This window comes from Pantoea sp. EKM21T (assembly GCF_011800405.1).
GTDB lineage: Bacteria > Pseudomonadota > Gammaproteobacteria > Enterobacterales > Enterobacteriaceae > Pantoea > Pantoea agglomerans.
Map to the genome: position 1 here is coordinate 266,400 of NZ_JAALFV010000006.1, position 13,636 is coordinate 280,035.

Consider the following 13,636-nt stretch of genomic DNA (forward strand, 5'->3'; position numbering starts at 1 on the left):
CGGTCGCTTTGTTCGCTGGCACCGCGCCCGCGAGCCCACCGCAGCGTCAATCGTGACAGAGAGGAGTATCAGGATGTCTTTACTGTCGAAAGCACAAGCCCCTGACGCGCAGGGTCGTATTCAGCATGTGACGCCTGAGCGCGCCGGCTGGCGTTATGTGGGATTTGATGCCTATTTGCTGAAGAAAGGGGAAACCCTGCGTCTCAGCAGTGGTGATAAAGAGCTGTGTCTGGTGCTGGTGGCCGGGCTGGCCTCGGTAAAAACCCGCCATGCTGATTTTCCCGGTATCGGTCAGCGCATGTCGCCTTTTGAGCGCGTTCCGCCTTATTCCGTTTATGTGCCGCATGATGATGAAGTAGAGGTTTACGCTGACAGCGATCTTGAGCTGGCGGTCTGTAATGCGCCCGGTCAGGGGAATCTGCCTGCGCGCCTGATTGCACCAGCCGATGTTGGTGTTGAGCATCGCGGAAAAGGGCGCAACCAGCGCCTGGTTCACAATATCCTGCCTGACAATGAGCCGGCTGATAGCCTGCTGGTGGTGGAAGTCTATACCAACGAGGGCGATACCAGCTCTTATCCCAGCCACAAGCACGACCAGGAGGAGAGTGAAAACGAAACCTACCTGGAAGAGACCTACTATCACCGTTTCGATCCGGAACCTGGCTTTGCCATGCAGCGCGTCTACACCGATGACCGTTCCCTGGATGTCTGTATGGCACCCTATAATCGCGACGTGGTGATGGTACCGCGCGGCTATCATCCGGTAGCGACGCTGGCGGGATACAATAACTACTATCTGAACGTGATGGCGGGGCCGGTGCGGCTGTGGAAATTTACCTGGGAGAAAGATCACGCCTGGGTGAACAGCGACAGCTATCCGCGGAAAGCGTAAGTCTTCGCTGAAAAATAAACAGCATTCACGGTTTATAACCCGCGTTCATATCAGTAAAAAGGGCAGCCTGTCGCGCTGCCCTTTTTTGTGTGTGGAACTCAGCTGGTCTTTGCGTTGTTCAGTGCCAGCGAAACCGCCAGCGTCTGTGCCAGGCAGAGTGAAGCGACCTGCGAACGGAAGCCATCGACCTGCGCTTCACGTACTACAAAGCAGACATCGCTGAAGGCGGCCAGCGGACTGACCTGACTGTCGGTAATGGCAATCTGATGCGCACCGCGTTTGGCACCCATTTCAACCACCTCGACCGCTTCACGTGCATAAGGCGAGTAGCTGATCGCAATCACCACATCTTTCGGGTTGACCAGGCTGAGCTGCTCGGTAAACATCCCGCCCAGGCCATCAATCAGGAAAGCGCGGCGCTCAAGATGACGCAGCGCGTAGACCAGGTAGGAGGCGACGCTGAAAGAGCGGCGCAGTCCGATGACATAGATATTCTCAGCTTCATTCAGCAGCTTCACCGCTTTGTTCAGCTGCTCAGGATTAACCTGCATCGCCAGCTGCTGCAGCGCCTGGCTGTTAACCATGGTAAAGACGTTGAGGATTTCCGCCGGACTTTCAGGCGCACTGGCGCTGTCGTCCGTGGAGGTCTGGCGAAACAGGCGAGCGCGCTCGGTATAGTTGACCGTCTCCTCCATCAGATGCTGACGAAAAACCTGTTTCATTTCGTTGAAGCCGCTGAAGCCAAAAGCATTCGCAAAGCGGATCAGCGTCGACGGTGGCACATCGGCCTGTTGAGCAATCGAGGCGACGGTATCGAAAGCAATACTGTTACTGTTATCAAGGATGTAGCGCGCAACCTGTTTAAGACGCTTGCTCAGCGTTTCGTAGCGGCGACGAATATCGTCCTGCAAGAGAGAAAGTTGGGTGGGATTATTGTTCATCACTTCTGCCCGTATAATTAGAATAATGGCTGCATAATGAGCGCTATAGTATCAGATGGATGGAAAATTTCATTTCTTTGCGTCAACGACGCGGTTTATTTCATGGCTTTATGAAATGGTTCACAGATTAGCTTTAGCGCCCGATGCATGACTTTTCGCGGGCAATGTCAGGATGAAAGCCGGGATGAAATGCCAGCAGGGATGGAAGTATGCAGTCTTTCACCATTCAGATTGGAATGGCTGCAGATTGCTGAAAAATCGGGTCTGGCAGCAACACATTAGCTAAACGAGCAGGGAACACGGTCAGAAGAGGAAAGCGTCCCGCACCAAGGATGGTGCGGGCCGAGCATGCCATGGATGGCAGCTTTTGCGTCTTTCCGATCTGACCGTGTTCCCTGTGGCTGCACGGTCTAAAAGCGGCTTTTTGACAGAGCAGCAAATCAGGCTCGGGCAGCGCGCCAGTACTCAATCAGTCGCAGATAGTTGCCTTTAACCGTCTCAATCAACGCCTGATCGTCCAGCTCCCCCTGTAACCACTGGCGGGAAGGCTGACCAAAGATAGTGCGGCCTACCGCAAAACCTTTCACCCAGGGCGCTTTGGCCGCCGCGGCGAAGCCCGCTTTAAGCTTCTCTTCGGGCGCATCCAGACCGAGTAACAGAATGCCGCGACAGTGGGGATCCTGCTGCTCAATCAGACCGCTGATCGCCTGCCAGCTTTCCGCCGACAGCGGTGGCAGTTTCCACCAGTCAGGCTGGATGCCCAGACTGTAGAAATGGCTCAACATATCAAAGTAATACGTTTCATTCTTATCCGGGTTGTTGTCAGGCAGAATCACTTCCAGCAGCAGCTCATGACCGCTTTTGTTACAGCCGTTCCAGACGTCGAGCACCAGCTCATCCTGCTCTTTACGCAGTTCAGCACTGTCATGCGGATGATAGAAGACCAGACATTTCACCACGTGTTCGGCAGGCCAGTCGATCAGCTGCGAGCCGATGTTGCCATGCTCCAGGCGCAGCGGACGCGAGCTCGGCAGCTCAATCGGGCGGCCAATCCACCAGTTCTTACCGGTAATGGCGTTCAGCGCCTTCTGACCGTAGGTCGTATCCGCCAGAATCCCGCTTTTATTCTCTAATCCTGCCTCTCTGGCAGCCTGCTGAGCGGCTTCCAGCAGCAGCAGTTTCAGCTCCGGAATGCGGCTCTCGTCCACGCCCGCTTCCTGCGCCATATCCGCCAGCTGTTTGCGGTGGTCGAAGGCGAAGACATTCAGCTCCGGCCACTGCTGCTTGCGGGTAGTCACGCGGTGCAGATGGTTCAGACGGCTGTCGAGATCGGGACGTTTCACCTCTTTGTCGCGACTCAGGAAATCATCCAGCTCCGCTTTGGTTGGCATGGCGGGCGCACAACCGTGGCGTGATACCACCAGCGCTCCGCAGGCGTTGGCGTAACGGCACGCCTGAGTCCAGCCCTCATCATTCAGCCAGCCGCGCAGCAGGCCAGACATAAAGGCATCGCCCGCGCCCAGCACGTTGAGAACCTCGACGCGTACGCCCGTGTGCAGCTCAGTCTGTTCCCAGCTATCCGGGATCTCGCCTTCAAACACCACGCAACCCAGCGGTCCACGTTTGCAGACCAGCGTCGCCTGACTCGCCTGACGCACGTTTTTCAACGCGGTCAGGGTGTCGGTGCTGCCACCGGCAATATGAAACTCCTCTTCGGTGCCGACGATCAAATCGAAATAGTGCACCACTTCCTGTAACTGCTGCGTGACCTGTGACGACTCAATAAAACGCGTTTCACCGTCGCCCAGAGAGGTCAGTCCCCACAACACCGGGCGGTAATCGATATCCAGCGCCGTGCGCAGGCCGTTGCGGCGGGCGATATCCAGCGCTTTCAGCACCGCTTCGCGGGTCTGAGGATGGGATAAGTGGGTGCCGGTAACCGCCACGGCGCGCGCAGAGGTAATAAAGGCTTCATCGATATCGTCCGGAACCAGACCCATATCGGCGCAGTTATCGCGGTAGAAAATCAGCGGAAAAGTCTCTTCATCTTTGATGCCGAGGATCACCAGTCCGGTCAGACGCTGCGGATCGGTGATTAGCGCATCGGTGTTACAGCCTACGCGCTGCAACTCTTCACGCAGAAAGCGACCATTATGCTCATCTCCCACCCGCGCCAGCATCGCCGATTTCAGCCCCTGAATCGCGGTGCCATAGGCGACATTGCCTGACGAGCCGCCCAGATATTTAGCAAAGGAGGTGACATCTTCCAGTCGCGCCCCGATTTGCTGGCCATAAAAATCAACGGCGATGCGCCCGATACAAATCACATCAAGCGGTTTCTGTTGTGTACTCATACCTGTGGTTTCCTTCTGTGATTAGCAGCGCTGGCGGGCGTAAAGACCGACACCAGTTACGCTCTGCTTCCGGGTCTGTAGGTGTCTGACTGGCTATGAGGGGAGTATGAGGAATAAAAATTCCATATTCAATACGAAATGAAATATCCATCGCAATTTTGTGAACCAGGTAAAACTCCTGATTGCCGCCCGCCTGCGCAAACTCTGCCAGCGTGATGTGCGGTATGTCAGGGTTGTGAAGGGGATCGCAGGAATCCGCACGCCAGTCAGGCAAGCTGCTGCATTGAAATGAATTTTTTTATCAGGCACCACTCTCTGTTAAACGTTCCAGATTTCCCCACTGCAATCGCCCGCCAGACCTGTTGCCGTCATTAAATTTGATCTCACTCGCAAAATGAAATGTTTCTTCTGTAATCGTGTTTTATGAAAAATATATTTGTTTATAATCGCCTCACGTTTCAGTTATTCAGGTCGCCTTTTCCGCCGATGACAACGCCTGGCGTGCTGTCGCGGAAGTCGGGGTCCACCAGCATGTAAGGAAGAATATGGGCACTATCAGACTGACCACGGCACAGGCGCTGGTTAAATTTCTTGATAATCAATTCATTGATGTCGATGGCGTTGAGACGAAGTTCGTAAAAGGCATCTTCGCCATTTTCGGACATGGCAACGTGCTGGGGCTGGGCCAGGCGCTGGAACAGGATAGCGGCGATCTGGTGGTCTACCAGGGCCGTAATGAGCAGGGTATGGCTCATGCTGCCACCGGCTTTGCGCGCCAGTCGCTGCGCCGCCAGATTATCGCCTGCAGTTCGTCTGTGGGGCCTGGTGCGGCCAATATGATCACCGCCGCGGCGACCGCGACCGCCAACCGCATTCCTCTGCTGCTGCTGCCAGGCGACGTCTTCGCCACCCGCCAGCCCGATCCGGTGCTGCAACAGATTGAGCAGAGCTACGATCTCAGCATCAGCACCAACGATGCCTTCCGCGCCGTCAGCAAATACTGGGATCGCGTCAGCCGCCCGGAACAGCTGATGTCCGCCTGTATCAACGCCATGCGCGTACTGACCGATCCGGCAGAAACCGGCGCGGTCACGCTGTCGCTGCCGCAGGATGTGCAGGGCGAAGCCTGGGATTACCCGGACTACTTCTTCCAGAAACGGGTGCACCGTCTGGATCGCCGCCTGCCGGTGGCGGCGCAGCTGGCAGATGCCCTGACGCTGATTAACCGTAAGCGCAAGCCGATGATTATCTGCGGCGGCGGAGTGAAATACTCCGAAGCGGGCGAGGCGCTGCGCCAGTTTGCCGAGCGCTATCAGATTCCCTTTGCGGAGACGCAGGCGGGCAAAGGCACGCTGGTCTCTGACCATCCGCTGAATGTCGGCGGCGTGGGCGAAACCGGCTGTCTGGCGGCTAACCTGCTGGCGAAAGAGGCCGATTTAGTGATCGGCATCGGCACCCGCTACACCGACTTCACCACCGCGTCGAAATGGATTTTCCAGCATCCCGATGTCAGCTTCCTGAACATCAACGTCAGCAACTTTGACAGCTACAAGCTCGATGGCGTGCAGCTGCTGGCCGATGCCCGCGAAGGGCTGACCGCGCTCACCGCCGGTCTGGCCTCGCAGCACTACAGTAACGACTGGGGCAATCAGATTGAGCAGGCGCAGAGCCAGCTGCTGAAAGAGACGCAGCGTGTCTACCAGGTGGAATATCACGATGGCGACTTTGTGCCGGAGATTGCGGATCATCTCGACCGTAAAGCGGTGTTCGCTGAGTTTAACCGCCTGACCCAGTCGCTGCTGACGCAAAGCAGCGTGCTCGGCACCTTAAATGAGCAACTGCCGAAAGACGCAGTGGTAGTGGCAGCGGCGGGCAGTCTGCCGGGCGACCTGCAGCGCGTCTGGCGCACCAAAGATTACAACGCCTATCACGTTGAATATGGCTACTCCTGCATGGGTTATGAAGTGAATGCCGCGCTGGGTGTGAAGCTGGCGCAGCCGCAGCGCGAGGTCTATGCGCTGGTCGGTGATGGCTCCTTTATGATGCTGCACTCAGAGCTGGTCACCTCGATTCAGGAAGGGGCGAAGATCAACGTAGTGCTGCTGGATAACATGACCAACGGCTGCATCAATAACCTGCAGATGGAACACGGCATGGACAGCTTTACCACCGAGTTCCGGTTCCGTAATGCGGAAGGCGGCAAGCTGGACGGCGGCTTTATCCCGGTCGATTTTGCCGCTATCGCCGCCGGTTATGGCTGCAAAACCTATCGTGTGACCACGCTGGAGCAGCTCAAGGCGGCGCTGGAAGATGCCCGCACCCAGACGGTTTCCACCCTTATCGACATCAAAGTGCTGCCAAAAACCATGATCCACAAATATTTCAGCTGGTGGCACGTCGGCGTGGCGCAGGCCTCGAAGACCGAACGTTCTCAGGCGGTGGCGGACAAGCTCAACAGCCATCTGGATCAGGCGCGAAAATATTAATTTCAGGGCCGTGCCGCGGCCCGTTTTGCTCTTCTCCGTACGAACCCTACACAGGTGTAATTATGACTTTGAAACTTGGCGTCATCGGTACAGGTGCAATTGGTCAGGAACATATTCGTCGCTGCAGCCACGTGCTGCAGGGTGCACAGGTGGTTGCCGTCTCTGACATTAATGTCGAAGGCGCGCGTGCCGCACTGCAACGCCTGAATATTGAGGCGGAGGTATTCGAAAATGGACACGACGTGATTCAGTCTCCGAATGTTGATGCGGTGCTGGTCACCTCATGGGATCCGACCCATGAAGAGTTCACCTTAGCGGCGATTGCCGCCGGTAAACCGGTGTTCTGTGAAAAGCCGCTGGCGATGAGCGCCGAGGGCTGCCGCCGGGTCGTGGATGCAGAGATTCAGGCGGGTAAACGCCTGGTGCAGGTCGGCTTTATGCGTCCTTACGATGCGGGCTACCGTGCACTGAAAAAAGTAATTACCGATGGCGATATCGGTGAGCCGCTGATGCTGCACTGCGCGCACCGCAACCCGACCGTGCCGGAGAACTACACCACGCCGATGGCGATCACCAACACCCTGATCCACGAGCTGGATGTGCTGCGCTGGCTGACAAACGATGACTATAAAACGGTGCAGGTAGTCTTCCCGCGCGTTACCTCGAAGTCACACAGTCAGCTGAAAGATCCGCAGATCGTGCTGTTCGAAACCCAGAAAGGGGTTCGCATTGACGTCGAGATCTTCGTTAACTGCGCTTACGGCTATGACATTCAGTGTGAAGTGGTGGGTGAAGAGGGGATTGCGCGCCTGCCAGAGCCCTCTTCGGTGCAGCTGCGCAAAGAGGCCCGCCTGTCGAACACCATTCTGGTGGACTGGAAAGATCGCTTTATCGAGGCGTACGACGTTGAGCTGCAGGCGTTTATCAACGACATCAAAGCGGGCCAGTTGACCGGTCCTTCTGCCTGGGATGGCTTTGCCGCCTCAGTCGCCGCCGATGCCTGCATTAAAGCGCAGAACAGTGGTGCGATTGAGCCGGTAGAGATGCCGCCGCGTCCTGCTTTCTATAACTGATTTAGCTGTCTATGCGGCATGGCCGCTCTCCGCCTGGGAATAAGATAATGAACAAAGAGAATGTAAAACTGGCGATCGCCCCGATCGGCTGGACCAACGATGACATGCCGGATCTCGGCAGTGAGAATACCTTCCAGCAAACCGTCAGTGAGATGGCGCTGGCTGGCTTTACCGGCAGCGAAGTAGGCAGCAAATATCCCCGCGATCCGGCGATCCTGAAACCGATGCTCGACATTCGCGGCATTGAGATCTGCAACGCCTGGTTCAGCACCTTTTTCGCTAATGGCGATAAACAGAAAACCATCGAACAGTTCATCGAGCATATGAACTTCCTGCATGCGATGGGCGCGCGGGTGATTGGCTGTTCCGAGCAGAGCAAAAGTATTCAGGGCACCGGGCTTGCGGTGTTTGAAGAGAAGGCCATTTTCAGCGATGAAGAGTGGCAGTTAACCGCGGAAGGCTACAACGAACTGGCCCGCATCGCGGCGGAGAAAGGGATGCGCGTGACGCTGCATCACCACATGGGCACCGGCATTCAGACCACTGAAGAGATTGACCGGTTTATGGAGATGACCGACGAGCAGGTCGGTTTGCTCTATGACACCGGCCACGTCTACTACTCCGAAGGCTCCCAGCAGAAGATGCTGGCGGTACTGGAGAAATATCTGCCGCGCATCTTCCACGTTCATCTTAAGGATGTGCGTGATGAGGTGGTCGCCGAGGTGCGTGAGAACCATCTCTCGTTCCTGGAAGGAGTGAAAAAGGGCACCTTTACCGTACCGGGCGATGGCGTGATCGACTTCAGACCGGTGTTCAAAATCCTGGATGATTACGGCTATAAAGGCTGGATGGTGGTTGAAGCGGAGCAGGATCCGGCACTGGCCAATCCGTTTGAATATGCGGTGAAAGCGCGGAAATATATTCGCGAGAATGCAGGTTTATAAAAAGCCCTTCTGACCGAAGGCTGGCTTCCCCGTGCAGGGAAGCCAGCCTTTTGTTTTACTTCAGCGTAATGCTTTTCACGATGTTGTCAGCATCGCTCTGCGCCTGCTGCTGATTATCACCTGGCAGCGTAATCTGCAGCGTCACCAGTTTGCCATCTACTTTCGCCAGAACCACTGAAGACCATGAGGTCTGGTTATTGGCAGAAATCACCGTATCCAGCTGCTGTGCGGGCTGATCTTTCAGCGTCACAGATTTGTTCGACACCACCTGCAACTGCGGATCGCGGTTACGCTGCTGCTGTTCCATACGCTGCGACAGCACATCCAGACCATCATTGGTCGGGTCGCCGGCAATCACAATAATGGCGCGGGCACCGGTTTCATCCGCATAAACGTGCATGTTAGTGGTCTGCGAACCCAGTTTACCGCTTTTATCGGACATGCCTGGTGGCAGCGAGAAGCTCAGTTTGCCATCCATCAGCGTGACGGTTTGCGCCGACTGACTGGCGCTGACGCCGTTGTCATTCGCCGCTTCATCTTTCTTCTGGTCACAGGCTGCTAAGCCGAGTACCAGTAAACCCATTCCTACATATTTCACCAGGTTGCGCATCAGAATCCCTTTTTAAGTTTCCAGTCAGGCATTAATACAACAGGAATCAGGTTGCAAACGCAACCTGATGATTGTCAGAAGATCTTAGCGGATAGTAGTGGAAACCGTATGGGCGCTTAGCCGAAATTGACCTGGCGGGCGGTCTGGCGTTCAGCCAGACGTTTCAGCGCCGCGTTGAGCAGCACGCCGTAGGCGGGCAGGAAGAAGACCATGCAGATCAGCACTTTGAAGCTGTAATCCACCAGGGCAATCTCAACCCAGTGCTGCGCCATAAACGCATCGGGGCTTTTATAGAAGGCGATAAAGAAGAAGGCCAGCGTATCGCTGATATTCCCGAGAAACATGGCGCAGCCCGGCGCAATCCACCACTGTGGCAGGCGACGCAGACGGTTGAACACGTGAACGTCGAGGATCTGACCCAGCGCGTAAGCCATAAAGCTGGCGCAGGCGATACGGGCAACAAACAGATTCATCACTTCCAGTGCCTGCCAGCCCTGCCATTCACCCTGATAGAACAGCGCCGAGACACTGTAAGAGATAAACAGCGCCGGGATCATCACGGCCAGAATAATGCGTCGGGCCAGCGGTGCGCCAAAAATACGCACGGTGAGATCGGTCGCCAGGAAGATAAACGGGAAGCTGAATGCACCCCAGGTGGTGTGGAAGCCAAACACTGAAATAGGCAACTGAACCAGATAGTTACTCGAAGTGATCACCAGCAGGTGAAACAGCGATAACCAGAAAAGCGCATGCATGCGCTGACGCGAAGAAAATGCGAGCATATTCAACCTTTTTAATGTTGGGGTGAGGGAACCCATTGCGGGACGCCGTTCGGGCAGCGCCTGGCAGTTTTATGAGCAAAAAGCGGCGGCATCTTACCGCGTTGTGCTTTTTATGCAATGGTTAATTTTAGCGCAATCGTTATCGCCTTGCTTCACCGCCAGCACGCGCTAGAATGAGCGCCCTTTACCTGAACCGAGTTGATTATGAGCGATGCTTTTTCCTCTGCCGACCATCAGCTGGATGCCCGTGGCCTGCGTTGCCCGGAGCCGGTGATGATGGTGCGCAAAACCGTACGCAGCCTGCAGGATGGCGAGACGTTGCTGATCATCGCCGATGATCCGGCCACCACGCGCGATATTCCCGGCTTCTGCCGCTTTATGGAACATGGCTTGCTTGCGCAGCAAACCGACACGCTGCCCTATCAGTTTCTGATCCGCAAAGGCATGGCGGGTTGACGACAGCCGTACAGGCCGCCGTTAACCTCACTCTTCAGATCAGAAGCCGCCTGCTCAGGCGCGGCGACGCAGTAACCGCAGCGCGTTGGCGGTGACCAGCGCGGTCGCACCCGAATCTGCCAGCACCGCCAGCCAGAGTCCGGTCAGACCCAGCAGGGTTGTGACCAGGAAAATCGCCTTTAGCCCCAGCGCAATACCGATATTCTGACGGATGATGCGCCGAGTCCGGCGTGCCAGCGCAATCATCGGAGCCAGATTGCTGAGCTGATTACGCGTCAGGGCAGCATCGGCCGCTTCCAGCGCCACATCGGTGCCGCTGCCCATCGCAATGCCCAGCGTTGCCGCTTTCATTGCTGGCGCGTCGTTAATGCCATCCCCGACCATCGCCAGCGGCTGTTGCTGACTCAGTTCGCGGATCGCCGCGACTTTATCGGCGGGCAGCAGACTGGCGCGATAATCAATATCGAGCTGGCGGGCAATGGTCGCCGCAGCGCGCGGATTGTCGCCGGTCAGCATCAGGCTCTCAATACCCAGCTTTTTCAGCGCCTTTAACGCCTCGACGGCGTCGTCGCGCAACTGATCGCGCAGAGCCAGCGCACCCAGCGCTTCGCCATCGCGCATCAGCACCACCAGGGTTTCACCTTCAGCTTCCTGTTGCGCTATCTGCGCATTTTGCTGCGGCGTCAGACCGGGTGCATGGCCGGGCGTCAGCAGCTGAATCTGCTGGCCAGCGACTTTCGCGCTGATGCCGCGTCCCGCCTGCACCTGCTGATCCTGCGCGTCAGGAATCACCAGATCACGCGCCTGCGCGGCCGCCACGATAGCGCTGGCCAGCGGATGGGTGGCACCCTGTTCCGCAGCGGCGCTCAGCGCCAGCATCTCTGACTCGCTGGCCGTGCCAAAGCGCAGGATCTGCGTCAGCTGCGGCTTGCCCAGCGTCAGAGTACCGGTTTTATCAAACGCCATTCTGCGCACCGAACTCAGCCGCTCCAGCGCCGCACCGCCTTTGATCAGTGCGCCCTGTCGCGCCGCTGCAGCCAGCCCGGAGGTAATGGCGGCAGGCGTGGAGATCACCAGTGCACAGGGGCAGCCAATCAACAGCAGTGTCAGCCCTTTGTAGATCCACGGCTGCCAGTCGCCTGCGCCGAGCAGTGGCGGCACCACCATCACCAGCAGCGACAGCAGCATGACCAGCGGCGTGTAAATACGGCTGAACTGGTCGATAAAGCGTTCGACCGGCGCACGATGCGTTTCCGCTTCTTCAATCAGCTGCAGGATACGGTCGATCGCGCTTTCACCCGGCTTCGACACCACTTCCAGCATCACCAGGCGATCAACGCTGGTAGCACCGGCGAGGATTTTTTCGCCGCTGGCCCGCGTTACCGGCAGTGATTCACCGGTTAGCGCGCTCTCATCGAAACTGGCAAGCGGGCTGATTAAGCTGCCATCGACCGGCAAGCGGCTGCCCGCCGCGACTTCAATCACATCGCCGGGTTGCAGCGCTGCGAGCGGTACCTCAGTACGTTTGCCCTGTTCAAGACGGATCGCCGATTCAGGCCGCAACGCCATCAGGCTGGTAACGCCGCTGCGCGCCCTGGAAGCGGCATAGCTTTCCAGCTGTTCGCCCAGCTGAAACAACACCAGCACCATCGCGGCTTCAGCGTGTGCGCCAATAATCAGTGCGCCAGCTGACGCCAGCGTCATTAATGTCTCAATAGTAAAAGGCGATCCGCTGCGCAGACGCTGCCAGGCACCGCGCGCCACCGGGACCAGGCCGACCAGCGTGGTCAGCACAAACAGCCGATCGCCCCAGGCGGGCGCGAACTGGCTGAGAATGCTACTGGCAAGCACCAGCAGCGCCAGCAAAATCAGCATCCGGTTATGCTGCCAGCCCGGCGTAGCGGGGGATGTGGCCGACGTGGCTGATGGGGTTGCGAGCTGGAAGCCGGCTTTTTTCACCGCCTGTTCAACGGCGTTTTGTACATCGTGTTCAGCGTTGACCACCAGTTTCTCGCTGCTGAACAAGACACGGGCGTCGGTCACGCCACTTACCTGACGGACAGCGGTTTCAATGGTGCGGGCACACGACGGGCAATCCATCCCGCTGACCTGCCAGCTAAAGGGATAACTGTCGGCGCCTCGCCGGTCGCTTTCCTCAGCGGTGTCGGCGTCGTTGCCAGGGCTGCAGTGACTGTCACAGCAACAGCCTGCCGTCTCGGCAGGTACAGGCGTCGCGGCGTGAATAGAAAGGGAGAGGGGGCGGGCCTGGCGAACCTGGCACAGCGGTTTTGCTGCGGCGTGACTGGCACGGGGTTTGCCGCAGCCACAGGCGTGATGTTGATGCATATGACCTCCAGAGTGTAAGAATAGTGGGATGAGCAACGCAGCCCATCCTTTATCCTACACTCTGGAGTGAACTCCAGAGTCAAGGCTATTTTTTCAGACGACCCACAACGAGCGCACGATCATAAAGTGACCGGCGAAGTAGCAGGCGGCGACAATCGCGCTGTCGGCGGTAAAGCGGCGGCGATAGTGTGAGATAAACCAGACGGCGTTTGCCAGCAGCAGCAGACCGGCACCCACCATGATCGAGAAGCTGTAATCGGTCGGGCGGAAGAAGTACTGCTCGGTCGCTATCCAGGTCATCACCAGCGTCATGCCGATAAAGGTGCAGACAGGCCAGCGCAGATCTTCCAGTCGGCTCCAGATGATGCCAATCAGGGCGGCACCGATGATGAGCAGCGTCAGCGGAATCGGCCAGAAGAAGGTCATGGTCATGCTGGCGGCGAAGCAGAGGGTATAAAGCAGGTGCGACAGGAAGAAAGCCCCGATGGCATAGAGCATCTGCTGACGCGGCAGCAGCGTTAACGCATCACCGACCAGCGTCGCGACCAGACCGGCCAGAATCAGGTAGTCCGTAGTCTGCAGCACCGGTGCCTGCCAGGCCAGCCCGACAAGCAGCAGCAGCGTGACCGGCTTAAATAACCAGCGTTGCCATTGCGGGCCGCGATAGGTGGCGTCGACGTAGAGCCAGCCGGAGAAAAGTACAGCGAGGAAAGACCAGAGCATTGTTTCTCCCTTTTTTGTTCAAAATGGTG

Annotated in this window: 11 protein-coding genes; 5 read left to right on the forward strand and 6 right to left on the reverse strand. The window is 57.2% G+C overall.

From position 1 onward, the window contains the following. Positions 1-73 precede the first annotated feature (73 nt). Positions 74-892 carry a 5-deoxy-glucuronate isomerase gene (iolB, locus tag HFD87_RS14325; protein ID WP_010671521.1) on the forward strand — a complete coding sequence of 273 codons (819 nt, stop codon included), beginning with the start codon at positions 74-76 and terminating at the stop codon, positions 890-892. A 98-nt stretch (positions 893-990) separates the two neighbouring features. Here the strand turns inward: iolB and HFD87_RS14330 are convergent, their stop codons facing one another. Both HFD87_RS14330 and iolC read right to left on the reverse strand, forming a co-directional pair. Next, positions 991-1,833 (reverse strand): MurR/RpiR family transcriptional regulator, encoded by an 843-nt coding sequence (locus HFD87_RS14330; protein WP_010253340.1) that lies wholly within the window; start codon positions 1,831-1,833, stop codon positions 991-993. Positions 1,834-2,273: 440 nt separating this feature from the next. Continuing rightward, positions 2,274-4,187 (reverse strand): 5-dehydro-2-deoxygluconokinase, encoded by a 1,914-nt coding sequence (gene iolC, locus HFD87_RS14335; RefSeq protein ID WP_033773070.1) that lies wholly within the window; start codon positions 4,185-4,187, stop codon positions 2,274-2,276. Between the two features lie 545 nt (positions 4,188-4,732). Here iolC and iolD point away from each other — a divergent pair. From iolD to iolE, 3 genes are all read left to right on the forward strand, one after another. Further along, positions 4,733-6,673 carry a 3D-(3,5/4)-trihydroxycyclohexane-1,2-dione acylhydrolase (decyclizing) gene (gene iolD, locus HFD87_RS14340; protein WP_033768026.1) on the forward strand — a complete coding sequence of 647 codons (1,941 nt, stop codon included), beginning with the start codon at positions 4,733-4,735 and terminating at the stop codon, positions 6,671-6,673. A 62-nt stretch (positions 6,674-6,735) separates the two neighbouring features. Further along, entirely contained in the window at positions 6,736-7,746 is a 1,011-nt protein-coding gene (locus tag HFD87_RS14345; protein ID WP_033780961.1) for a Gfo/Idh/MocA family protein, read from the forward strand. A gap of 47 nt (positions 7,747-7,793) precedes the next feature. Continuing rightward, positions 7,794-8,690 carry a myo-inosose-2 dehydratase gene (iolE, locus tag HFD87_RS14350; protein ID WP_010253335.1) on the forward strand — a complete coding sequence of 299 codons (897 nt, stop codon included), beginning with the start codon at positions 7,794-7,796 and terminating at the stop codon, positions 8,688-8,690. Positions 8,691-8,745: 55 nt separating this feature from the next. Here iolE and HFD87_RS14355 read toward each other — a convergent pair whose 3' ends face one another. Further along, the gene (locus HFD87_RS14355; protein WP_010253333.1) at positions 8,746-9,300 is read right to left on the reverse strand and encodes a DcrB family lipoprotein; all 555 of its coding nucleotides are present in this window, start codon (positions 9,298-9,300) and stop codon (positions 8,746-8,748) included. A gap of 116 nt (positions 9,301-9,416) precedes the next feature. Further along, the gene (locus HFD87_RS14360; protein ID WP_010253331.1) at positions 9,417-10,082 is read right to left on the reverse strand and encodes a 7-cyano-7-deazaguanine/7-aminomethyl-7-deazaguanine transporter; all 666 of its coding nucleotides are present in this window, start codon (positions 10,080-10,082) and stop codon (positions 9,417-9,419) included. A 204-nt stretch (positions 10,083-10,286) separates the two neighbouring features. On the opposite strand from HFD87_RS14360, the gene tusA reads away from it, so the two are divergent. Then, a complete protein-coding gene (gene tusA / locus HFD87_RS14365) occupies positions 10,287-10,538 on the forward strand; it encodes a sulfurtransferase TusA (protein WP_010253330.1) in 252 nt (83 codons plus the stop codon). Positions 10,539-10,592: 54 nt separating this feature from the next. On the opposite strand, the gene HFD87_RS14370 is transcribed toward tusA, so the two are convergent. Both HFD87_RS14370 and HFD87_RS14375 read right to left on the reverse strand, forming a co-directional pair. Further along, a complete protein-coding gene (locus tag HFD87_RS14370) occupies positions 10,593-12,884 on the reverse strand; it encodes a zinc/cadmium/mercury/lead-transporting ATPase (RefSeq protein ID WP_064691026.1) in 2,292 nt (763 codons plus the stop codon). A 93-nt stretch (positions 12,885-12,977) separates the two neighbouring features. After that, the gene (locus HFD87_RS14375) at positions 12,978-13,607 is read right to left on the reverse strand and encodes a lysoplasmalogenase (RefSeq protein WP_010253326.1); all 630 of its coding nucleotides are present in this window, start codon (positions 13,605-13,607) and stop codon (positions 12,978-12,980) included. Positions 13,608-13,636: the final 29 nt, after the last annotated feature.